At 50.8% G+C, this 24,548-nt stretch carries 9 protein-coding genes; 1 reads left to right on the top strand and 8 read right to left on the bottom strand.

Annotation, left to right across the window (positions count from 1 at the left end; genetic code table 11):
- Positions 1-256 precede the first annotated feature (256 nt).
- Together JET16_RS10595 and JET16_RS10590 are read right to left on the bottom strand one after the other, a co-directional pair.
- Positions 257-2,599 carry an AraC family transcriptional regulator gene (locus JET16_RS10595; RefSeq protein ID WP_199615820.1) on the bottom strand — a complete coding sequence of 781 codons (2,343 nt, stop codon included), beginning with the start codon at positions 2,597-2,599 and terminating at the stop codon, positions 257-259.
- A gap of 102 nt (positions 2,600-2,701) precedes the next feature.
- Entirely contained in the window at positions 2,702-3,556 is an 855-nt protein-coding gene (locus JET16_RS10590) for an AraC family transcriptional regulator (protein ID WP_199615819.1), read from the bottom strand.
- Positions 3,557-3,746: 190 nt separating this feature from the next.
- Between JET16_RS10590 and JET16_RS10585 the strand changes: the two genes are divergently transcribed.
- A complete protein-coding gene (locus JET16_RS10585; protein ID WP_199615818.1) occupies positions 3,747-5,774 on the top strand; it encodes a beta-galactosidase in 2,028 nt (675 codons plus the stop codon).
- Between the two features lie 176 nt (positions 5,775-5,950).
- Here the strand turns inward: JET16_RS10585 and JET16_RS10580 are convergent, their stop codons facing one another.
- The 6 genes from JET16_RS10580 to JET16_RS10555 form a co-directional block, all read right to left on the bottom strand.
- Positions 5,951-12,940, bottom strand: coding sequence for a LamG-like jellyroll fold domain-containing protein (locus tag JET16_RS10580; protein WP_199615817.1), 6,990 nt, complete (start codon positions 12,938-12,940; stop codon positions 5,951-5,953).
- Between the two features lie 390 nt (positions 12,941-13,330).
- Positions 13,331-18,982, bottom strand: coding sequence for a discoidin domain-containing protein (locus tag JET16_RS10575; protein ID WP_199615816.1), 5,652 nt, complete (start codon positions 18,980-18,982; stop codon positions 13,331-13,333).
- A gap of 39 nt (positions 18,983-19,021) precedes the next feature.
- Complete coding sequence (locus tag JET16_RS10570; RefSeq protein ID WP_199615815.1) at positions 19,022-20,446, bottom strand: glycosyl hydrolase family 28 protein; 1,425 nt, start codon at positions 20,444-20,446, stop codon at positions 19,022-19,024.
- A 35-nt stretch (positions 20,447-20,481) separates the two neighbouring features.
- Positions 20,482-21,405, bottom strand: coding sequence for a carbohydrate ABC transporter permease (locus JET16_RS10565; protein WP_199615814.1), 924 nt, complete (start codon positions 21,403-21,405; stop codon positions 20,482-20,484).
- Between the two features lie 12 nt (positions 21,406-21,417).
- Entirely contained in the window at positions 21,418-22,398 is a 981-nt protein-coding gene (locus tag JET16_RS10560) for an ABC transporter permease (RefSeq protein WP_233531381.1), read from the bottom strand.
- 204 nt (positions 22,399-22,602) lie between these two features.
- A complete protein-coding gene (locus JET16_RS10555) occupies positions 22,603-24,321 on the bottom strand; it encodes an extracellular solute-binding protein (RefSeq protein WP_199615813.1) in 1,719 nt (572 codons plus the stop codon).
- Positions 24,322-24,548: the final 227 nt, after the last annotated feature.

Genomic DNA, 24,548 nt, shown 5'->3' with positions numbered 1-24,548 from the left:
TTTCGGAGCCTAGGGTAGTATTAGACATTCCCTTGTTTTGCAGGGTTATCTAGCTCCGCCAGCCAACATGGTTATATGCCGCCTGTTCCGGGATTTGCCTTCGCACCCTCCGCACATATCCTAACGGACTATGCACTGAGCGTCAGCTATGTACTTCCGCCGCCTCACGGTATATTAGAGACTTTCACTCTTTAGTCGATTGCGCCGCCAAGCGCACAAAACCGCTAGTTCCGTAAAGGAAATTAGCGGTCGCCCGTCAGCCCATCATCATGTTTTCCAATTTATTCTCTCTGCGATAATGATCCGGCGTCATCCCTACATGCTTTTTAAACAAAACATAGAAATAACTCGTATTTTCAAATCCGACCATTTCACCTATTTTTTTAGCAGGATGATCGGTACGGATCAGGAGTTCTTTCGCCTTGAGGAAGCGATGCTCGGCAATATGTTCGGCGACAGACTTGCCTGTCTCCTCTTTGAAAAGCTGTCTTACATATCTGGTCGACAAACCGACCATTTCCGATAACACATCCAAAGTTAAATTGGGCTCCATATAGTGCTCTTTAATATATGCCGCCATTTTTTCGACTGTCTTGCTATTTTTGGACCTTGCTTCTCTGTCTCGGATCGCGATAATTCTCTCGCATAACGAAAGAAACCAGGTCTCGATTTGTTCCAGTGTTTCCAATCGCAATAATTGCTGTTGACACGTATGAATTTCCAAATCGGCGTCTTCACGGTCAAAGCTTGACATTCCTTTTGCCGTTCGAATGGTCATCACCAATAATTGTACAAGCGAAAGGATAATCTCATCGTACCTGAACGGATGGATCTCCGCAAAAAATTCAGCAGACAGCTCCCGAAGATGGTCTAATTCCCCTGCCTTCAGGCTGTTCATCATCTGCTTCTCTAATTCAACGGGATATTGATATTCTTTGGTTTCTTCCGAGATGACGTTCTCATAGGAAATCAGGCTATTCGTCCCGTATATCAATCTGAAATGAACAGCTTCGTAAGCGCCCTGTCTGGACAGCTTCAGGTTCTCAACTTTGTCTGCGATCGGGCCAATAGATGCCGTAACGGTTATTTTCAGAAATTTTTCTACATTCATCTGAATCTCTGCCAATATCGACTTGATTTTCAATTCGTGTGCATCCCCGCCGGAACCAATAGTAAATATCAGATCAAACGAATCGTAGCCGTCTTCGAGAATCTCCATATTATAACAGCCCAAAGCGATTTCCCTGCTTATATTCCCAATGCCATATTTTAACAACGAAATATCAACCATATCATATTTCTCCGACATTTTATGGAAAGAATCCATCTTTAGCACACAAACCACATACCGATCCGTTTCCGAGCCAAGATCAAGCCTCTTCATCTGTTGTTGTACTTCGGCGCTATTTCCTGCCGTCCCATGCAATATGGAACGCAGAAGGCTTTGCTTGCGGGCCGATACCGACTGGTTAATGTCGGATTGCAGAGTATTTACTTTATTCTCCAATAAAGAAAACGATTTATTTAATAAATCGTATTCATTAAGCAGCGGCTTTTCCTTAGACTCTGTCGTCGGTAATGTTCTTTTGATTAGATGATATATTGGCACATATATGATTTTGGTGAAGAATGCCGAGGTAATCGCCATGATTGCTAAACACAGAAGGGTCATATTTAAAATAAAGCTTTTGAGCGCTGTCACTTTGCCCAGCAGCTTATCTTGATTTGCCAAAATAATGAAGTTCCAACCAAGCCGATCCGCTTTTACGTAAGATACCATATAAGTCTTGTCATTAAGTTTGGAAATCAATTTCCCGCGTTTTCCATTATTACCCAGAATGGACTTCATTATTTCTTTAAGCGTTTCGTTATCCTGTAATATCTCATCGTCAGGGCGGGAAATGATAAGTCCTTGATCATTAACGATCATCATTTTATACGTCGCTTCGCCGCTTCCCTTCATGACAAGCTCCTGCAGCACATTTTGATCGAGATTCACAACCATGCTGTCCCGCTTCCCGTCAGGCCGTACATTCGAGTAAACGATCGAAATCAAATCTTGGGTTTCTGTGATACCGGGACTATCGGGGAATGAAATGGCAGCTTTGCGCGGAATAAAAATACTCTGCTCGTACACTTTGTTATGTTCCAGTATATTTGTCATTCCCTTATCGAAGAAATTATCAATTGTACTGAAAGTCATGACGGAGGAAAAGACTAGCCTGTTATTGTAGTTATATACGTATATAGAAGAAACCAATGGGTTATGCTGTATGAAATTATTAAGCTCCGTGTTAATTCTGTATATTTTGCCTGGAGTGAAGTCCTTGCTATATATTGCGCTATTCACCCATTCATTCTTGAGAAACAATTGCGAATAATAATTATAAGTGGAGGATAGAAGGATGTTAGCCGTATTGTAGGACTGTTCTATCATTCTAGAGGAGGTTTCATTGACCTCTTTCGTCAAATCGCTTGAAACCCTATTCAAAATGACGTATGAAAATCCGGCAATAAATAAAATGCCGACTAGTGAATAGGAGAGAATCATTCTGAACAGCATATTCTTCTTCCGTACAAAAGCTAATATCTTTTTCATTATGCTCTACCACCTAAGAGTTATATAGATGCGGATTATAATATTATACCTCCTATCCGACTATGAATCACTGATGCCGTTCCGAAAAAAGCAACACATGCGCTAATCCGGTTGCCGTTCCGATGTTGTACCCGCACCATACAGCTTCCGGTACGTATCCGGCGTCACGCCTTCCTTCTGCCGGAATGTGGCGACAAAATGGCTGGCGTCGCGAAATCCAACGGCCTCCCCGATGCGGCGTATGGTCCAATCCGGACGGGAGGGAAGCCATTCCTTTGCTTTGCGGAGTCTAATCTGAATCAAATAAGCGTACGCCGATTGGCCGAACAGTTCACGAAACTTCTCGTTCAGCTGCCGTTCGCCGATGCCGAGCCGCGCAGACATTTCCGCAAGTCCAATCCCCGGATCGGAGAAGCTGGTTTCAAGCCAATCCAACAATCCCTGAATGCGCGACAGACGCTTCGACATGGATGGCCGGTTGTCCGTACGGGCATCGGTACGAAGCAGCGTCAGAAAACGATACAATTCCGCCGAGCTTTGCCACCCTGACGGATCCCCCCCTGATTCGGCGAGCCCGAGCATACTTTCCAGTTGCCGCGAAATCCGATCATTGCCGGGCTCCCACTGAAACCGTTCCGCCTCTTTCCACCCCATCTTCTGTACGAAATTTGCGGCCATGCTCCCATGAAACGTAATATAACCGCTCCGCCAGTTTCCGCATTTGGGCTCATATCGGTGAGGCGTCCCCGGGGTCAGCAGCACACCCGAGCATGCCGTCATTTTCCATGTGTTACCGTTGGCCGACAACTCTCCCTCTCCTTCCACCGTCTGAAGCCAATGGAAGAACGGATACCCGTTCGGCCTTTCTATTACCTCTTCTTCGGTATGCATTCCGATCGTTTCCAGCTGCAGGGGAAGCAGCTCCGCCGGTGAGACGGGAACTACGCGGCGCTTCATACAAACCCTCCGTATTCTTATATACGATTTCAAGAATTTTATATAGTTTACGGCAATCTCAGTCCATACAATAAGGTTATCTAATGCAGTTTTATCATATAAGATGAGGTGGGACAAGATGATTTCCGCTGCTCCCCGTTTCATCGATTGTAAGTTGATGCTAAAGAGAACTTGACGGAAGGTGATCAAAATGATTTATGTTGGCACAAACTACCATCCCCATGATTGGCCCCGCGAGCGTTGGCCGACCGACATCCGGCTGATGAAGGAAGCCGGGTTTAATCTGGTGCGTCTCGGACACTTATGCTGGGACAGCTTCGAACCGTCGGAAGGGAACTATGACTTCACTTGGTTCGATGAGGTCATGGACTTATTCTCGGATGCGCAGATCGAGGTCGTTCTTGACATCGCCACCCGTCCGGCTCCTACCTGGCTTCATAAGAAATACCCCGTCATCACGCTCGCCGACAGAAACCGGAATCGGTTGTATGCGGTACACCGATATTATGAAGATGTGGGACATCCGGTCTTCCAGGAATATGCGTACAAATTCGCCAAGGTACTAACCGAACGGTATGCCGACCATCCCGCTTTGTATGCGTTCGGGTTGTGCAACGAAGTAGGAAGCGGAATGCCGACATTCTCGGACGAAGCTCGCCAGCGTTACGTGCAGTGGCTGAAAGCCAAATACGGCAGCATTGAACAATTGAATGCGGCATGGGCAGCCCAAAGATGGTCCCGCAAGCTGAACAGCTTCGAGGATATCGAGTTCCCCGTTTCCGGAAATATGAATGGAGCTCCGGAGCGAATGCTGGATATGTGGCGTTTTTTTTCGGACGAGCAGCTTTCCTATCTCGTCGGATTAAGCGAGATTGTTCGGAAATATGCACCGAATGCGCGGGAAACGACCAATCACTGGGGAGAAAATCCTGTGCTCGGTTTTGACTATTTGAAAGGTTATAGAGAAATCTTTGATCTACCGGGAATTGGATTTTACCCTGGAGTGAATCCGGAAGACCGAAACGCGCTGTTTGGCGCATGCTTTACGACGATGCACCGGATCGCGGAAAAGGATGAGCCGATGTGGTGCCTGGAGTTTCAGACCGGCTCTTACGGAGCATACGCGCCTCCGAAAGGGGCGCTGCGAATGTACGCCTACCTGTCCTTGTTATTCCGCTCCGAAGCCATATGCGCTTGGACATGGAGAGCGATGCTGGGCGGCGAAGAGCAGTACATATTCGGACTGCTCGATCACGACGGACTCCCTGGAAGAAAACTGGATGAATTCCGTCAATTCGCATATGAGATGCAGGAGTTAAAGCTTGCAGGTTTACAATTGCCCTATTTGCCCAAACCGGATGTCGCTCTTGCTTACTCCTTCGAATCGTTTAAAGTGTCCGAAAATCAAAGAGGGTACTACAAAACCGCCTACCTGGATCAAATGATGCAGACATTCCTGGCGCTGTGCGAGGAAAATGTTGAATGTAACATAGCGGACCTCCGCAACATCGAGAAGGATTACAAGCTTCTGCTTGTTCCCGGTCATTGCGTCATGGATGAAGCGTCCGCCCAATCGATCAGACATTTCGTGGAGCAAGGCGGAACCGTCATCATGACGGCTTACTCCGCCAAGGTGGACGAGCACAACCGGGTATTCGGCACAACGATGCCCGGAAGGCTCAGCGATGTGTTCGGCATCCGAGCCAACGCGTTCGAACGTCCGGTGTACCATCATACCGATACGAATGAAGGCGGACTTCAGAAGCAAAAATTGGACCTTCGACGTGAAAATCCAAAAATCAGGATGGCGGATTACGTGGTGGATATCCCGATCAATTATTATGAAATTCTGGAGCCTGCCACGGCGGACATTTTGGCCACTTTTACCGGCTTGGAGAGTGAACTGCCGGCAGTAACCGTCAACACATACGGAAAGGGTCAAGCGGTCTATGTAGCGGTTCCTGCGCAGCTGGACCTCATGCAGTTGCTATTGAATCATTTTTACGCGAAGCTTCGAATCCATAAGGGACCGGAAACACCGCAAGGTGTGGCTGCGCGGCAGGTCGGCGACTATGTGATGTATGTGAATACGACATCTTCCATGCAGCACATCACTGTTCCCGCACCGGGGCAAGGCATGTTGACGGGCCGAAGTTACGAGAGAAGTCTGGAGTTAGCGCCGTATGAGGTGGAGGTCTTTAAAAGGAACACAAAATGAGCTTGAAAAAGACGCGAGGTGAAATGGATCAATATTGGCTTGCTTCCCTTACATGCCCAAGCCGGCACTGACTTCCTGCTGTCTGTGCCGGCTCGGAATGAAGCATGTATTCGACAAAGGTGAAGACCGACAACTCGTTAATCTCGTCGGCCTTCACCCTTGCTGTTCATTTTCTGTTAGATCACAATTTGCGCCCACCGGATCAGAATGTCCGCTTGTTCTTGCGTGAAGTACTTTCCGGTTTGATCCTTTACCTGCTCGATATAGTCGGCCATCATACTCTTTGCCGCATCTATTCTTCCTTTGGATGCCGCAGCTTTCGCCTGATCCAGCTTTTGATTATACGACTTTGCAACTGTTTCCCACGCGTTGTAGTTCGTCTCCTGCAGGAACGCATTCGTCACGGTCTTCAAGCTGTCGAACGTTACGGTCACCGTAAACTCATGAGTGACCGTCGTTTGGTGGCCTGCCGCGTCCTCCGCTGTCGCTATTACCGTATGCTGTCCGGACTCCAGTGTGTACGCCTTGGTCTGAAGCAGCGGTACGTCGCAAGGCGAATACGTTACGCCCGACACGGTATCGGCTGCGCTGCAGGTAATCAAGATGTCTTGATCAATCGTGAAGTATGTGCCCCCAGTCACTGTTACATGAGGAGCCGCCAGATCGACCTTGACCTCCAGCGAACTCGCCTCTCCCGTATCGACCGAACGGCGGTACTGAACCTGATGCGTTCCCTCTTGGTCCAGAATCACAGGCTCACCGTAAGCTACCCAGGTGTTTCCGCCGTCCAGACTGTATTCCGCGATTTTCGCCGGAGACAGCGTCACCGTTACCGGAGAGGTAAACCAACCGTTCTTGCCGTTTGGCTCCGCAGGACCCAAAGATGCGGTGATGTCTTTCCACTGCAGTCCTTCAAGCGCCGCAAGCAGGCTTGCGGCTGCCGCGTCGATCTCCGCCTGCGTTGCCTCTGCATTGTTGTACACCGATTGAGCGTTCGATACTTCCGCTTGAAGCGCTTGTATGCTTTTTTCTTTGTAGAGCTCAGTGTCCACGGACGCGGCTTCGTCCAGCAGAACCGGGAGTAACGTGTTGTCAATCCACTGCTCCGTCGTATGATTCATAACTTCCTGAATTTGTTCCGAATCCAAGACGTAGTTATACAAGCGGAACTCGTCGATCATGCCTTTGAACAATGGGTCCGGCCACATACTCTTGCCGATGTAGTTGACGCTCGGATTGAAATCGCTCGGCTTGAGCGTAACATTGGTGTTCTCAGCCTTCAATTCGCCGTTCACATACAGCTTCGCCGTACGGTTCCCAAGCGTCACCGCCACATGAACCCATTCGCCTACCGGCAGCGGAGCGGTCTGCACCATCTGTTCTCCGCCGCCGTTCTTGATCGCGAAGCGCAGCGTGTTGCTGCCTGAATTCGGCGTAAGGAACAAATACTGGCTCGTATTATTACCGAAATCGAATATTCTTTGCCAATTGCCTCCGCCTTTCCAGTTCACCCAAGCGGCGATCGTAATTACATCAGATGAAGATAACGGATGCGAGGAAGGCAAAGCGACGAAGCTGTCCGTGCCGTTCAGATCGATCGCCTGACCGAACTTTCCTTCCGTGTAAGCAGCCTGCCCTTCGACGATTCCGTGAGTCGTCCCGAAAGCATTATTCGCACTTCCTTCGAACGAGTAAAGCGACATGTGAACGAGAAGCTTCTCTGCCTGATCGAGTTGTGCCGCAAGACTAGCCTTATCGGCTTCGGGCTGCTGCATCTCCGCTTCAATCCTATCTACTTCCTTCTTGTACAAATAATAACTGCCTTTCGTGTAGTCCCCGGCAGGAAGCACATGCAGCCTAACATTAAATTCCACCGTCTGTCTCGCTTCGAAGCTGCCGTTGCTTACCGTGAAGGTAACCGGATAGCTTCCGTAATCCGATTGCTTCGGGGTCCAAGTGAGGACGCCCTTCGCGGAATCGAACCACGCGCCCGCCGGCACGTCCGCCGCGCTATACGTGATCGGTGCGCCTGACGGATCGGATGCCTCCACCTGATAAGTGAACAGCTGCTTCGCCGTCGCGTCCACCGTCGTATCGGGACCGATGGCCGGCTGCCCTTTGACAGTGATCTTGATCGTACGGGAAGTAGATAAATCACCGGAAGTCACGGTAAACGTAACATTATATATGCCGCCTTGTTCTTTGGCCGGCGTCCATTCGAACGTTCGGGTTTCCGCGTTGAACGCCGCTCCCTCCGGTAAATCGGTTGCGCTGTACACAATGTTGTCCGCATTCGATGCTTGAACCGTAAATGCTAGCCGCTCGCCGGCTACAACGAATTTGCTGCTAATAGGATCAAGTACCGGCACTCCCGGAACGTATTGCAGTCCGTTCAGCGCTGCCAGCAGATCCGCGGAAGCCGCATCCACGTCCTCCTGCGTCGAATCGACGCCCGACGCAACCGCATTCGCATTCGCAGCCGCCGCTTGCAAAGCTTCATAACTTTCGGCTGTGTAATAATCGGCAACGGCAGAATCGGCTTCATCCAGCAGCAGCGTGAGCAGCGTCTTGTCAACGCCGATTTCAAGGAACTCGATTTCTTCAAAGTTCACGAATCCGTTATGGTCGTCGTAGATACGAATATAACGGTATGGCGTCGGATCCGGATTGATGGCGGAATACCATTGATAACTCGGAGTATTCGGAATCTTGTATAGATCCGTCCAATTCACGCCGTCATTCGAGCCTTTAAAGACGGTCCCGTTGACACGGCTTACATGTGTTCTTCTCGGCAAGTAGCGGAACGTGTCGATCACTTTTTCATTTCCTGCGCCAAAGTCGACATCCACCCAACTCACAGCAGATCTGGTGTGGGCAATGGTGTCGGGATTCTCATCGAACAAAAACCATGCGTTCTGTTCCTCGGAAATGTTATCATTTTGCCAAAATTTTTCCGAAGCCCTTGCCATCGATGGGTCCATCTGAACTTTCGTCAGCAGCGTCCGAACCGAAACGAGCAATTCCTTCGCTTTGTAGATTTCGTTGATCAACGTTTCCTCGTCTACCTCAGGCTTTTCCATTTCCGATTTGATGCGGTCCAGTTCCTTACGGAACAGGTAATAGCTCGCTTTCGTGTAGTCGGAAGCCGGCAAGCTCTCCGCGTACTGCAGCACGACTTCAATCGGATCCGCGGCCACCGATGCGGCATAGAACGGTTGGGGCGATCCGTCTCCGTGAACCGGCAAAATCTTGTAGTATACGCTTCCGTACCGCAGGTTGGACTCCTGGTACGATGTCGCTCTCGTATTCGCGAGAACAAGCGTCCATGGGGAACCGTCCACCGGCTCCCCCGTACCCGGCTTCAACTCCGGATCGGTCTGACCCGCCGCTTCATCGGTTGTGCGGTAAACATTGAACCAAGAAGCTTGTTTCGGCTTATTCCAGTACAGCGTCACTTGATCCTGCGCTTTGTCCACGAACGGAGTCAAGCTGCCTTGCGGCGTTTCCGTTATCGTAACTTCGCTGAACTGCGCCTGATCCGATGCGGCTACTCCCGTATAGTACGCATACGGCAGCAATGTAGACATCTTGGTTACATACATCCAGTTCGTTCCGTCCTTGGAAAGATAAGCGTACACGGTCTGCGAATCATGATCGCGCATCAGCTTGACGTACGGATACTCCGCCGCGGTATAGCCTTCAATCTTCGTTTTTTTCGGACTTACTACCTCACCCGACCACTGTACGATGGAGATCCGCGTACGGTCTTGCAGCACAAGGTTGCCGTTCTCGTCCGCGCCGAAATAGATATAGCGAGATTTGTCGGCCGCGAGACGATCGCGCATCATGATGCCGCTCGCTTCTCCCGACGCGCTGTCGATTTTCGCGCTGATCGAGCTGTTGCCGGCCGCGACCCGGCTTACAAAGTGCAGCGAATCGTTAATATCCCGCTTGTAGATATTGTAATCGTCGCCTTCGCCGAAGCCTGTTCCGCCCGCAGAGCCTATCGCGATGGACGAACCGTCGATTACCGCGCTGCCTGACGTTCCTCCGATGCGGTCATCGCGCCACTCCGTACCGGCAGCGCCGGACACAGGCGCCGTCAAATCGGCCTTCGCTCGGTACGAATCCCACCCCGCGCCGTAATCGTTCACTGCGGCGACTTTGTAATAGTAAACCTTTCCGTTTTGAACCGTTGTATCTTTATAATAATTGCCTGTTACAACTGTTGCGATCGTCTCATACGGGCCGTCTTCCGTTTCCGCGCGTTTTATCGTGTAGGATTGCCCGCCGGAGGTCGTTTTCCAGGAGATGCCGACGTATCCGTTGCCCGCAAGCGCATTGACGAAGTCGACGTGGAACGGCTTCGGTGCGAGCTCGATATCCGACGTTAATTTCAGCACCATCGCGGTTTTTGGCGCAACGGTCACTTTGCCGTTCGCGACCGGAACGTTCGTCCCCGAAACGAGGTCGAGAACCGCGGTTCCGGTAAAGTCGGCCGGCAATTCAACGTCAAACGTCTGTTTATTGCCGTATTCATCGCGAGTCGTGTTGAAGATGATGAAATATTTGCCGTACCGCGATGTCGACAATTCCGGATAACCGGAGTAAGGATTGTCCACTTCAAAGTTATCGCGGTTCACCGTTCCGACACCCGGCTGATACGAAGCCGGCGCGGGTTCCCCTGCCAGCGCCTGCGGCGCTCCGCTCCAATTGCTTGCCCTGTTGGACTGAAAATCCCAGTCGATGTAGGGCGCCCGCAAGTAGTAATCTTCATACTTGAACTTGTTGTTGGTTGCGATCTGAACGATATGGTCGTAGCTGTCTTTCATCACACGAAGCCGTCCGTTGCTTGCCATACCGCGATTTCGGTAAAACAGCGAGCCGAACATTCGGATATCGTCGTCTCTTACCGACACGTACATATTATCGATATCCGCCCATGCAAACTGCTCGTAGTCTTCCGGATTGACGCCGAGCGCGGCAATTTCTTCCGGCTTGTAGTAATCGAAATCCGAATGCGGAAGGACAACCCCAGCCATAACATTGCCGCCAACCCGGCTGTAATTCGCCCGATCGGCAGTCACATATTGATAGGTTTCCGCCAAGAGGAAATCCGGTCCGCTCATCGAACCTCTATTTCCGAAGTCTTTCACATGCAACAGCTGGTGATCCGCAAGCTGCTGCTGCACGAAACCGACCGCTTCTCTCGCGTACTGCCAGTACTCGTCCCATTCAGGGCCGCTGTATTTTTGCTCGTTCTGAGCCATTGCCATTTCCAAAGATGCAAACTGCATCCCCATTCCAAAGCCCACTCTCGCGCCATACATGTGGAGCCCGCTTATCGTCTGGTTTCGCTCGTCCGTCACTTGCTCCGCTCTCATCACTCTTTTTCCGTCATCGTTCAATGACGGATAACGGACAAATCCGCGGGCGTGGATCGATTTCAATGCCGCTTTCATAATTTCGTCATTCATTTCCTCGTCGCCGGTATGGTTCAACGTTTTATAGTAATAAGTCACAAGATAGTTGGCGGCCTCACCGTAGTTGGCGACATAACCGTTTTCCCTTGTTAGTCCCCCATCCGTCAAGCCGGTATAATGCTTGCCGTAAGGCAGCCGTCTGACAATGTTGCCTTCCGCGTCGAGCTTGCTCTTGGCGAGCCCTTTGCCGACAATATGGATGAAATCGTCCGTGAAATGCGCCTGCCCGTCATGATGGAACAGGGAATGATACAGATCCAGTTCTTCGCCGTTCGGACCGACCAGCACTTCTTCACCCAGGAATGGTCTTATCCCCAAAGCTTCAAGCAGGATTTGATGGCTCCGCCCCTTCCCTTCGTAGAAGCTTGATCCGATCATACGCAGGCCTTCATGAGCTTCCCACGCGCCTTCGTACGTATAGTACACCTGGTTATAAATATATGAAAGCCGTGCGCGGGCAAAGTCGAAGTTCGCCTTCAGCACGCGTTCCCACGCTTCGCGGCGTGTCAGCTCGCCCCCGTTCCAGTCGACGCCCGCCAGAGAGAACTCCCCTTCGGTCGTTCCGGTGACGAACGGCTCGTCCAAAAACGCGTTAAACGCCGCTTCTCCATAGATCGTGTCGTCTTTGATCAGGTTCTCGACAATGTACAGCGCTTCGCCGAGCGCCCCGTAATAGCCGCCCCAGTCGCCCTGGTGTCCGCCGCGCAGCACCAGTCGCGTATTGCCATAATAATCTTTGACATGGTTGTCGATCGTTTTGAAAATACGCTGAAGCGCCGCCCTTTTCTCTTCCGGCGTCTTCGCGGGAGACCAGTCGTATTTCAGGACGTTCGCGTAAAACTTCAGTTCGTCCTGGTAGCGGACGATCGACATTTTGCCGCCGGCGCTGGAATCCACTTTGGCCGATAAATTGTTAAAGAAGTCGATGTGCCCTTTCATATAGCCGTCGATCAGAGCCTGCTTCTCCTCATCCGTCAGATCCGGCGTGAGCATCGTATCCGGAGTCTGATCGGACTTGAGTTTATAGCCCTGTTTCTCGCCATCCACGTTAATATAGGCTTGCGTATGCGTGTAGGCGTTATAATAGCCCCTTGAATCGGTCGTCATATTCCCCGAAGGATTAAACGATTTAATCGTGATCTCGACAGTTTCCTTCCCGACCGTCGATTCCAACGGAAGCATAATCGTATAGTAAAAAAAGCGGTTCGGCAGCTTCCAACCCCTATTAATAGCTTCATAGTCCCCGTAACTGATATATCCGATTTGCTCACCGTTAATATTGACCATGCTGATATAGGACGCTTCTTCACCCGAAAATTTCACGGTGAAGTAATTGCGCAGATACGGGTCGACCTTCATCGTGAACGTCAAATCTCCACCCTGTCCTTGGACCGGAACCCGCGGATTCGAAATCCGTGCAGGCTCGCCGAAAAGACCCGTGATGGCGGTCGTAAATTCTCCTGTAAAATTGTGAGCGTTCTCAGACGCAGCGTTGCCGAAAACGATCTTATCCAAATAACCGCTCGCGGATGCATCCTCTGCCGCATGCGCCGCCGTATCCATCACCGGTCCGAATGACTGGAAAAGCAATACGGAAACCAGGACACCGGCCAAGACGGACCTGGCTTGTCTCGACCTTTTCCTCAGCTGACTCATAAAAATGTCCTTGAAACGACTTTGCATGTAACGTTTGCCCTCCCTCGTATTGAACAGAATAAAGAATGTCACGGTCTCTCCTTTTGAACTAAGCTGGATGTCGGCTATCGAAACCGCTTTCATCCCATGCCATTGAACTCACCTCCCCGACAGTCTCTCTTCGCAAGTAAACAAATTACTTGCATCGTTTGTCGTCCCATATTATACCTGTACCTTGTACGCAATAATGGCAAAACAATGTGCAAAAAATGTTTATTTTTTGGTGTCAAATCCGATTCATCGCCTCTCTGTCCGGTTATGATAACGCTTACATTGCTTGAAACGATCATTAATGAACCTCCTTCTACTAAACAATTCCCAAGCCGGCACTGACGTCTTGCTGCCTGTGCCGGCTCGGAATGAATACCTTGTTGCTAATTATTCTTGATTGTTCAACAAATACTCGGCGTCCCGAAGCAAGTATTGTGCGGCTTGCTTGCTGATAAGCTTGCCGCTTTGCGCCTTCACTTCGTACACGAGTGCGGACAGGTCGTTATCATCCAACTTGTCTTGCAAGCTGTCCGCAATGCCTGCGTTACTGATCCATCCGGCTTCCTCGAAACGTGCGACCAACCTCTTCATGGAGTCGATGCTTGTCGTCGTCTCGAATGTCATCGGTTGACTGCTTGTGTTCCCCGCCAAGTCGCTTGCGGTTACGATCAGGGTGTGTGAACCAAGCGGCAGCGTATATAACGGAATGGTTTCTCCTTGCTGTATGACATACGTATCCAACGTGACCGTTGTCTTGCTGCCGTCGACTCCAGACAGAAGATCGTCAAGCGCAACGATCGGCGTGATATCTGTCGAATCGTAGTAAGTACCGTACACCAGCCCCGTTACCGTAATCGTCGGCGCCGTCGTATCCAGTTGGACGTCGACCGTCTGAACATCCCCCGCAATTCCCGCCTCGTTCCGGGATCGGTAGCTGACCGTATGCTTGCCGTCCTGGTTGAACGTCAGCGATTCCGTATAGCCCTGCCACGTATCCCCGCCATCCAGGCTGTATTCCGCGCGGCCGTAAGTCGACAACGTGACGTTAACCGGTCCCGTCGTATACCAGCCGTTCGTACCATTCGGCTCCGCGGGATCAAGGAACGCCGTAATCTTGTAAATTAAGCTGTCCATTGCCAGCTTCAGACTGTTCGCAGCCGAATCGACGTCGCTCTGGCTTGCTTGCGCATTGGAGTCAACCGACTTCGCGTTCGCCACCGCCGTTTGCAACGCCGCGTAGCTGTCTGCCGTATAATGGTCGGCAACGACCTGATCCGCTTCGTTCAGCAAGAGCGTAAGCAACGTGCGATCCACAAAGAGGAATTCCAACTCGCCTACGTTGCCATAGCCTTTCGGCGTGTAATATCGCAGATAACGGTATGCCGTCTGGTTGTCAATCGCTTGCGTATACCATTGCTGACCGGAAACGCCATTGATTGTATGCAAGGTGTTGAAGTTAACCCCGTCATTGGAGCCTTGGATCAGCGCTCCGTTCATTCGGTCCGCAAAACCGGAGCGCGGTATAAACTTGATGCCGGTGACCATTATGGCGTTGCCTTCGCCCAAGTCAACAGTCACCCAACCGGCTGCGGTTTTGGTGTCGGGGGACGTGTTCGGGTCGCCGTCAAAAGCGCGCCATCCGTTCGCCGCGGCGTTGTACTTGTCGTCCCACGACACAGTATTTGCCGTCACCATAGAAGGAGTAATGGCGTTTATCGTCTCCAGTATCGAGCTCGCCTGCAGCAATTCATTCAGAATGGCCATTTTGTCGGCTTCCGGATTCGCCAATTCCGCCTTGATCTCTTTCACTTTTTGTTGATACAGGTAGTAGCTGCCTTTGGTATAGCCGTCCGCCGCCAGCACGATGGAATCAAAGTAAGCTGCATCATAATCCAGATCGCCGTGAAATCTCACTTCCGCCATATTCCCGAACCAGTTGTTCCCGTTGAAAATGCGGATATACCGGTAGGGGGTATTATTGGTAATCGTCAAGATCTGCCATTCCGGCGTAGATACCGCTAACGGGGAGATCGTCGTCCAGTTCGAATTGTCGTTGGAGCCCTGAATGATTGCGCCCTTGATCCTTGTGTAGTATCCGTCTTGCCTTGCCAGCAGCTCCACATACTTCAATTTCGCATAAGCGCCTCGGAAGTCAAATTCGACCCACGCCCCGGCTCCGCTGCCGTTCAGACGATAATCGGTCGACGTACCCGGATGATCATCGAACAGCGCGTTCGCCATTCCGATAGCGTCCGTCGGCGATCTGCCGCTGGAATCGCTCACATCCGTAATTGACGTCACACCGCGGATCAAGTCCGATTCATCGGCCAGGATTAAGGAAGATCCGTCGGTAGTAAATGTTTTTTCCGGCGCGTCCAACCCTTCGGACGTTTTGTAATTGATGCTGAAATTTACCGGTCCCGGAGCTGCATTGGAACCCATCACCGCTTCCGCCGTCCAGTTGATATTGTCTTCCGACTTGACCGTCGCATCTTCGCCCTGAATCTTCACGTTGACCGAATTGATCGGTTCCATCGAAGTGAAGGCCAGATTCACCGTATCGCCGGGTTCAATCCGGTTGCGTACGGCTTGATCCGAGCTGATGGACACCGAGTTGATCTTCGTCAACACCTTGGACGTTCCGTGAAATCTCACCTCGGCCATATTTCCGAACCAGTTGTTCCCATTGATAATGCGGATATACCGGTAGGGGTTCTTATCGGTCATCTGCAAAATCTGCCAGTCTCGCGTAGAGACGGCTCCTGTTGAGATGGTCTTCCATGTTGCATTGTCATTGGAGCCCTGAATGACCGTACCGTTGATTCTCGTATAATATCCGTCTTGCCTTGCCAGCAGCTCCACATACGACAGTTGCGCATAACCGCCTTGCCCGAAGTCGAACTTGACCCACGCTCCGGCGCCGCTGCCGTTCAAGCGGTAATCGGTCGACGTCATCGGATTGTTATCGAACAACGCGTTCGCCGCTGCGATAGCGTCTGCCGGCGATCTGCCGTAGGAATCGCTCACTGCGGCGATTGACGTCACATCGCGGATCACGTCCGATTCATCCACCAGTATCAAGCGAGAGCCGTCGGTTGTGAACAACGTTTCCGGGGCATCAATACCTTCCGCCGTCTGATAATTAAGTATAAATTTCACCGATCCGGGCGCCGCATCCGGTCCCATGACCGCTTCGGCCGTCCAATTCAGGCCATCATCCGAATGGACGGTTGCGGGTACACCCTGAATCGTAACATTCACATTCTGAATGGCTTCCGTAGATTGGAAAGTCAATTTCGCCGTGTCTCCCATGACAATCCGCCCTCCGAAGGCTTGATCCGAGCCGATGGAGACCGATGAGATCTTGTTGATGACCTCATGACGCTTCCCGAAGATCCGGAACTCGGACAATTCAGGCCAAGGAGCGTCGTACGGCTTATTAATCATTTGGATTTTCAGAAAACGGAATTGCTCGTTCTGGAGTTCCGGCGATACCGTCAACGTGTGCATGTCTGCCGACACGGGGGTCACCTCCGGAGTCAACCGGGTCCAGGTTTCTTTGTCATTGGATCCGAACATGGCGATGCCGCCGCCGCGTTCAGGGAAACCTGCCCGTGCCTGAATCTGGAACTTGCTGGCCGAAACCCGGAAATTAGGCCCGAAGTCCACATGAACTCCCAAATTAGTCGATGAATTACCGAACGTACTCGAGACATTGTCCAGAAAAATCCTCGGGTTGAAGTCGGAAGATAAGAACATATTCAGGTAATTGATGCTGCCGTCGGTGTGCAACGGCGTGGTTAACTCAAGTCCTTGCACGGCGTCATTAAGAGCCGCAAGCTTCTGATAGAAGTCACTATCCGTTGCGGTGTTCATGACGCTCATGGTGTCGTCGTATGCTTGTTTATACGTATCGAGCGTTGCCCAGATATAATCCGTATTGGCGTCATAGGGCGCAATAACGGCATCGACCGCCGACTGTCGGTCATTGGCTACGGTCACCGTGACATCTCTGGTAGATACCGTCGTGCCGTCGGAAGCCTCCACGACGAAGGCATACGTTCCGGCCTGCGTCGGTTTCCAGTCAAATGCGCCGGTGCTTGTATCGAACACGGCGCCTTCGGGCGCATTGGCAATCCGATAGGTCACAACATCGGACGTGCCTGCGTCCGTTGCCGAGAAATCATAATGGAGGGTCGCCTCGGACCCTGCATAGGCAAACAGTTTCAAAGCGGTATTTCCTTCTTTAAACACCGGCGGCGTCAGTTCATTTGCCGCGTTGACATTGATATGGTCGATATCGACCGTCGTTCCGTTGCCAATTATTGTGAAATAATTCATGGTCCAGAGCCAGCGGTCTTTCGGGAGATTATAAAATACATATCTCCATTGCCCCTGGGTATCCGGCAACGTGATCGTCTGGCCGAAGGCTTCCAGCTTCGCCGCACCGTTCGTCCGGATCTTGTATCCGATCACTCTCGTACTGCTGTCGGATTGAACCAAGGCGATTTTGCTGCCGGATTCCGTGGCCTTGATGCGGACGAAGGAAACATCGCCCTCTTGCATGGCGGTCGAGTTGCCGTCCAAGTTGGTGAACCGATCCTCGATCTCTTTCCAATTCGGATTCGGGTTAACCTTCGGGAGATATGCCGCTCCCTCGGCCTCGGCTTCCTTGGGGATGTACAGCCAATATTCCCCTCCGGAATCCCGTGATGCCCAGTAGTAATTCGTCCTCTTTTTGAACATCTCGGTGAAGTACGGAGCGGATTGCTCCATGTCCAGGCCTTGCTCATATTTATAGTAATAGTATAGATCATAGACATTGCCGCCGATTCTTCCGTGATATTCGTTACTTATTACCTGGTAAATGACCGGACTGCCATCCTCACGCATACGCGCTTCCGTCGGAATCCAAGGCGTATCATAGCCGTTCATATACCGGGCAAAGTAGTCGGCGCCTGCCAGAATGCGCTTGTCGAGAAAATCGTACGCGGTAACCGCATTCTCCGCAGTGGAAACCGTGCCTTCTACCGGATCCACCTTGGTTCCCTGGGCCTGCAACAGACGTGACAAAATGGAGACATTGATGACGTCGCCGGTGCTATGGGCCTGGTCCCTGCCCATCTCCACAATCTGCACCTGCGGGGTATCCACCTTCTCGCCTGTCGCCGCATTCGTATCGACCAACCGGAACAGTCTCTTGATGGAACCGTTCACGTGCTGATCCACAGCGGTCTTGTTAACCGTGAACCACTCGACTCCCTCTTTATACCGCTCCAGGTTGCCGGTGAAGATATAACCCGATATCGATCCGATCAACGGATAAAGATGCTGGTTCATAAAGCGGTAATTCGTATGATTGAACGTATCGGTGACCGGAATGATCAGATTGTTCGTGAAATCGGCCGTATCTTTGTCCGTCCATTCCAGTTCCGGCGTCTGAGTGCTGGTGTACCTCAAAATCTCCGCGGCGGTAACCATCCGGTACAGAGGAATTCCCGTGTGAATGTGCGCATCGGTAAAATACGCGTAATTCGCAGGGTCCATCTGCTCCCAGTTGCGGATAATATGCATAGCATTGGCCCGATAAACCTCATCGCCCGTTATCACATACATAAGAGCCTGAGTATACGCTGTTAGGCCATCCCATATGAATCTTTCGTTAAAGCCCTGGCTGCAAAAACAGCCGCCGGAATATCTGGACGAGACCGTCCGGGCCGCAACCTGTTGGCCCGAAGGGTTAACCGACGTCACCATCTGGTTGAAATAAGTTATCCAAGGCTCCTTTTGCGCCCGCACCTGCGTTCGCAAATTCTCGAGTGTTTCCTTGGTCAGTCCAACACCCGGATGCTTGAATCCGCTTTCATCGATGACTTCGTAAATCGTCGGCAAATAATCTGTCATGAGCGATTCCGAAGTGGTTTCCGCCGCGACGGTTCCCGCCGATGCGGGCAGGAACGCGGCGATCATGCTGACGATAACGAGTAACGGCAGAAACCTTTGCAGCACTTTGCTGGAACTTCTGTTGCGAACCTTCATGCTTTACTCCTCCATTTCAATCATTGCATCCGACTTGCATTAGGTGAACGACACGTCATATGCATGTTCTCCAATCCGGATATTTCCGGACTCCGGACTGAGAATGTGCCGGTCGTTGATTCGCAAATTCCTGAACTTCACCCCCTTCACGATTCTGGAGTCGTCGAAGCCCGCGATAACCGACGGATTGTCGCAAGTTCCGTTGAACGCGATATTGTCAAAGAAAATATTTTCCACCCGGAAGCCGGGGCATGGATTATATTTCGGATTAAAGAGCACGCGGATGTCGATTAGCTGTCCGAGCTCGAATTGTTCTATCCGGATATTCCGGTAAGTCACATTCCTGACCGTATTGTTGTCGCCGCAATTAATCGACAAACAGCCCCAATAATACGGCTGCGGCTCATGATGCTCGAGCACATCGATATTTTCGAATAGAATGTTTTCGACGATGTCCCCTTTATCGTGATTGCCATGCCCGCCGACATTCATCGGATGAGCCACATCCGCCCATAAGACCGAATTTCGGACGGTGATATCCCGGGTGTCCCCCTGATAATCCCAGCGGCTGCCATAAATCGCGATGCAATCGTCGGACGTTCGCAGAAATACATCGTCAACGTCCACATGGGCGCTGGACATCATATCGATGCCGTCCGACCACCCTCGGGTGCTGAACGATTTGATGTTGCGGATCGTGATATTCTCGGATTTCCCGATCAGAACGGTATAGTGAGGCGGATCCACGACAATGAGTCCCTCAATCGCAACGTTCGTGGAGAACATGATCTCCACGGCACGGTAATACGTCGTCTTCTCGAAGTCGGACATATAGACGATCCCGCGGCCCCGGATGGTCACATCTTGTACGCGATCGCAGACGAACGCCCCGGCAACGACGGCTCCTCCGGCGACATATATCGTTACGCCGGAAGGAATGCGAAGCTGCGGCTGCTTCAGAATATGCATGCCGGGTTCGAAATAGATGACGGAAATCTCAGGCGAAATCAGGCTCTGGAGTTGTTCCATATGGTGATTGCCCGACCGAATGACGAAGACACCCGAATCGGCGGGATTCGGCGCGTCTTCCTCGATCGGATTGGCAAAGATGTGCAAATTATGGAATCGGTCACCGTCCACCTCAAGCGACAGCTTGCGAGGGCCATCGATCGTGAACGTCACCCGGTTTCCGTTGACAACGCCTTGAATCCCTGCAGATGCAGGGCGGATCGCCGCGTCGCCGATCTCCCCGCCATTCTTGGTTACTTCGACTTCAACCGCGCCGGCGCAATCGAAATAGACCATGGAGGCGTTCCGCACATCATGCATGTCAACCTTTACGTTGTAGCAGAACAACTCCCGCCATTCCCCATGTCCCTGTCGGACGCGCACCGTAAAATCCGAATTTCCAACCGCTCCCTCGGGAGCGGCGTAGGTGATCAAACTATTTGGTGTAGAAGTCATTTTTTTCCCTCGCTCGGTCAGTGGTGTGATATCCGTTAACCTTTCACGGAACCAATCAATATGCCCTTGATGAAATAGCGCTGCGCAAACGGATAGATGATAATCATCGGAATCGATGCGATGACCATCGACGCCAGTTGAAGCGTTTGGCCCGAAACCGTTCCTTTTCCTTCTACTTGATCGTAGAGACTTCCGAGATTGACATTATCTGCGCCCACGGAAGACGCCATTTGTTCTACTGCCTGTGTCGACTGGATCAACTTTAGTATCAAATACTGCAATGTCTGCAAATCGGGCGATTGGGTGAAATACAACGTTGCCCCATAGTCGTTCCACACACCGACCGCCGTGAAAACTGACAGCGCGGCTAAAACCGGCTTCGACAATGGGAGAACAATGCGGAGAAATATGGTGTATTCGGTCGCTCCGTCCATTTTGGCCGATTCGAACAAATCGTTCGGTATGGACTTGTAATTCGCATTGATGATAATGACGTTCCAAAATCCTGCAAAAAGGGCAGGGAGGATGTATACCAAATAGTTATTATATAATCCGAGCCAGTTCATCAACATAAACGAAGGGATCAGCCCGCCGCCGAAATACATGCTCGCAAAACCAACGCCTGCATAAAACGCTTTGCCTTTCAGATAAGGACGGGAAAACGCATAAGTAAACATCGCCGTGTGGAAAATAGAAACAACCGTCACAATCACCGTACGCGATCCGCTGATCCATGCGGCATGAAGAATTTTCGGATCCGACAACACGGTCAGCCAGCTCGCGAATGTGAATTCCCTCGGCCACAAAAATATGGGACCTCGTATAAGATCGCTGCCCGAATTCAGCGAGTTGACGACCGAATACCAGAACGGGTAAAACGTCAAAAGCATGATAATCAGCATGATGCCGACATTCGTTACCGAAAAAATACGATCTCCCCAGCTCCTGCCTCCAACCATAGCGGACGCCTCCTAAAACAAACCCGATTTTGTAAGTTTCTTGGACAAGGTATTGGCTCCGAACAGCAGCACAAGCGCAAACACCGATTTCATCATGCCGATTGCCGTCGCCGCTGCAAACTGGAAGTCCTTCAACCCCGTCGTATATACGTAAGTATCGATGACTTGACTGGCCGGCAGGTTCAACGTATTCTGCAGGACGTATATTTGCGTAAAGTTATTGTTCAATATGCCGCTAACCGCGAAAATGACGAGGATCATAAAGGTTGGCAGAATACCGGGAATCGTGACGTGCCAGATTCGTTTGAACCGGCCTGCTCCGTCAATTGCGGCAGCTTCATATAATGATTGGTCGATGCCTGCAATGGCCGCCAGATACAAGATGGCGCCCCAACCGAGCTCCTTCAGCAAATTGGTGACAATCGCCACGCCCCAGAAATATTTGGGATCCCCTAAAAAATGGACGGCTTCATCAACCAACCCAAGATTCACCAATATATAATTGACGAGCCCCCCGTTCGGATTCAACAGCGTGATAAACAATCCGCCAAAGATAACCCAGGATAGAAAATGCGGCATGTACGTGATGGTCTGAATAAAGGACTTGAACTTGGGATGCTGGATTTCATTCAACAACAGCGCGAACGCCAAGGTTGCCGGAATGCCGATCATGGATCCCAGGATATTGATACCGATCGTATTTCTCACCATCGGCCAAAACTGGAAATTTTGAAAGATGCCCGTAAAGTTCTCGAAATTGTTCCACTCACTCGTAAAAATGCCCTTGACTCCGGTAAGAGGATCATAATCCTTGAATGCCATCAGCAGTCCATACATCGGAACAAAATCGAATAGGACAACCAGAAAGATTGCCGGCCACAGCATGGTCTTGAGCTCCAATTGGGTGCGGAAATCATGTCCCAACTTGAAAGATTTGGAGGTTTTCGTTCTTGCCGACGGGAGCTGCTTATCGTAAGCGCGTTGCGCCATCATATCCACCCTCATGCGTAAAGTGATAGTGCCAAAGCGCTTTGTGAAAGCAAATGCGCTTTGGCACTTTAGTCAATAAGAAAAACTTCTATCGAAGTACATTCAAGGATGAGCGACCGCGATTAAGAGGAAGTTTTTCTTGGTAAAGAAAGTTCTCGTTCCTTTATTGCATTAGCGAACTTAAACTTTCTTTATCGTTCAATTAACTCAGGGATTAATTACCTTCACCTTTACACCCAGCTTTTGTTCCTGCTTATGCAATTCTTCGTTCAACGCCGCATCCAATTTATCAACATTCAATTTCTTCAGCTGATCGACATATTCGTCATAATACTTGTCGAAGGACGCCTGATCTTTCGCTAATACCATCTTGGAAATCTGGATTTCCGCAGCTTGATTAATCTGATCCCTGATCTTTACGTTTTCGCTTCCAGGTGCGTAGAATTCGCTCGGCAAGGTCAACGGCGCAACATCAAATCGCTCAATTCCCGGCGTCTTGCCAAATGCTTGGAACGTCGAATCCCGGACCAAGCCTTCTTCAGTGGGCGCAGCCTTCTTCACATGGTTTTCGAAAGAGAGGTTGGAGAATTGCCAGAACACACCGAGTCCGGTCTTAACAATGTTTTTGGCATCTCTATCTTCTTTCGCTTTGTCCGTTTCTGTGATGAGACCTTGATCATCTACCGTGTAATGCACATCTTTGATACCAAAAAATGCATTTATATATCCTTCGGGAGAGGTGATATAGTCGACAAATCTCGCCAATTGCTCCGGATGCTTGGTGGATTTGGAAATGAACGTTTTCATCCAACCCGCTCCCGGCAAAGAATTGTACGTGAAGACCGGTTTGGCGCCGTCATCCGACATGATCGCGCCAGGCGAGACGTATTTTGGATCGTACTTAACGTTGGCCATATTGCCCACGAAAGCGAATACGCGACCCGACGCATACTGAGCTTTCACCGCATTGTTATCCATCGTGAGTTGGCCGGCATCCAGGTAACCGCCGCGGTACGCCTTGTTCAGGAATTGAATGGCATTCTTTGTTCCCGGAGCCAGCAGGATGTTTCGGTAATTCCCGTCCTTGTCAATCTCCGTGGCGCCGAACATCTGCTGCAGCGTCATCAGCGCCCCGCCCCGCTGGTAGTCCTTGCCATCGATCTGAAGCGGAACGACAGGCTGTCCGTCCACTGTCAGTTTCATGTCTTTGACTTTCTGGAGAGCGTTGAGGAAGCCGCTTTCCGTCTTCAAATCGTCGAGCGTGAGACCGGCCTGCTCCAGGAGATCCTTATTGACCATAACGCCTTGGTTTTTGCTGTATTGGGTATTATCCGCAAAATAAGGATCTGATGGAGGATACATCTCTCTCAGATTATCGCTAGCCATATGGCTCGGGAAGTAATACCATCCGCCGAACCGATCGACGATCTGCTCTTTGATGTCCGCCGGAAAATCTTTTAACAGATGGGACTCCGGATAGTATTCTTTCAGGAATTCATCCAGGTCCCAAACCTTGCCGGAACTTGCCAGTTTAGTCGCCATCCCCTGATCCACCGTCGTAATCACGTCCGGGAAATCATTCCCGCTTGACACCAACAACAGATTCAACTTCGTATCTCCGTCTTGCGGGGGCACGTCAAAGGTGAACTTGACTCCCGTTTTCTCCGTGATGTTGCCCATGACCGTTCCAGGTGTGGTATCCCATTGGGGCGCAGGCCAGAATCCAATCGACGTGAACCAGGTTACATCCGCCTGCTCTAGCGGCTTCTCCTCTGTTTCTTGGTTCGCGGTATTCGAAGTATTCGAATTTGCTGCCGATTCTTCTTTCTGTTCGGCGCTGCTTCCGCTCCCCGCGTTGTTGCCGGCGCAACCGGAGAGCACAACGGTCACAGCCAACGTCAAAATTGCAAGCACTTTCAACTTCATTCCGGTCAATCCCCCTTGTATTAATTCGCTACTGCTTCTTTAGCTTAGCTTGCTGTCCCGTAGCATCATATGTTTGTATTTTTGTATTTTGGTGTGGATTTCAGATGATGATGAGTTTACATTTTGCGATATTCACAGAAGAATGACGAGCATCAATGTAATTTCCCGCCAAAAATAATAAAGCAGAGCCCCAAAAACCGAACAGCTCTGCTTGTTTTGTTTTATTT

The sequence above is a fragment of the Paenibacillus alkalitolerans genome, assembly GCF_016482785.1.
Classification (GTDB): Bacteria; Bacillota; Bacilli; order Paenibacillales; family YIM-B00363; genus Paenibacillus_AE; species Paenibacillus_AE alkalitolerans.
This window is presented reverse-complemented; position numbering and strand designations above follow the sequence as displayed.

What these genes read in the sequence shown, in the direction of transcription:
- JET16_RS10595 (WP_199615820.1), bottom strand. Translation starts at nt 2,599, where the DNA reads ATGAAAAAGATATTAGCTTTTGTACGGAAGAAGAATATGCTGTTCAGA.
- JET16_RS10590 (WP_199615819.1), bottom strand. Translation starts at nt 3,556, where the DNA reads ATGAAGCGCCGCGTAGTTCCCGTCTCACCGGCGGAGCTGCTTCCCCTG.
- JET16_RS10585 (WP_199615818.1), top strand. Translation starts at nt 3,747, where the DNA reads ATGATTTATGTTGGCACAAACTACCATCCCCATGATTGGCCCCGCGAG.
- JET16_RS10580 (WP_199615817.1), bottom strand. Translation starts at nt 12,940, where the DNA reads ATGCAAAGTCGTTTCAAGGACATTTTTATGAGTCAGCTGAGGAAAAGG.
- JET16_RS10575 (WP_199615816.1), bottom strand. Translation starts at nt 18,982, where the DNA reads ATGAAGGTTCGCAACAGAAGTTCCAGCAAAGTGCTGCAAAGGTTTCTG.
- JET16_RS10570 (WP_199615815.1), bottom strand. Translation starts at nt 20,446, where the DNA reads ATGACTTCTACACCAAATAGTTTGATCACCTACGCCGCTCCCGAGGGA.
- JET16_RS10565 (WP_199615814.1), bottom strand. Translation starts at nt 21,405, where the DNA reads ATGGTTGGAGGCAGGAGCTGGGGAGATCGTATTTTTTCGGTAACGAAT.
- JET16_RS10560 (WP_233531381.1), bottom strand. Translation starts at nt 22,398, where the DNA reads ATGATGGCGCAACGCGCTTACGATAAGCAGCTCCCGTCGGCAAGAACG.
- JET16_RS10555 (WP_199615813.1), bottom strand. Translation starts at nt 24,321, where the DNA reads ATGAAGTTGAAAGTGCTTGCAATTTTGACGTTGGCTGTGACCGTTGTG.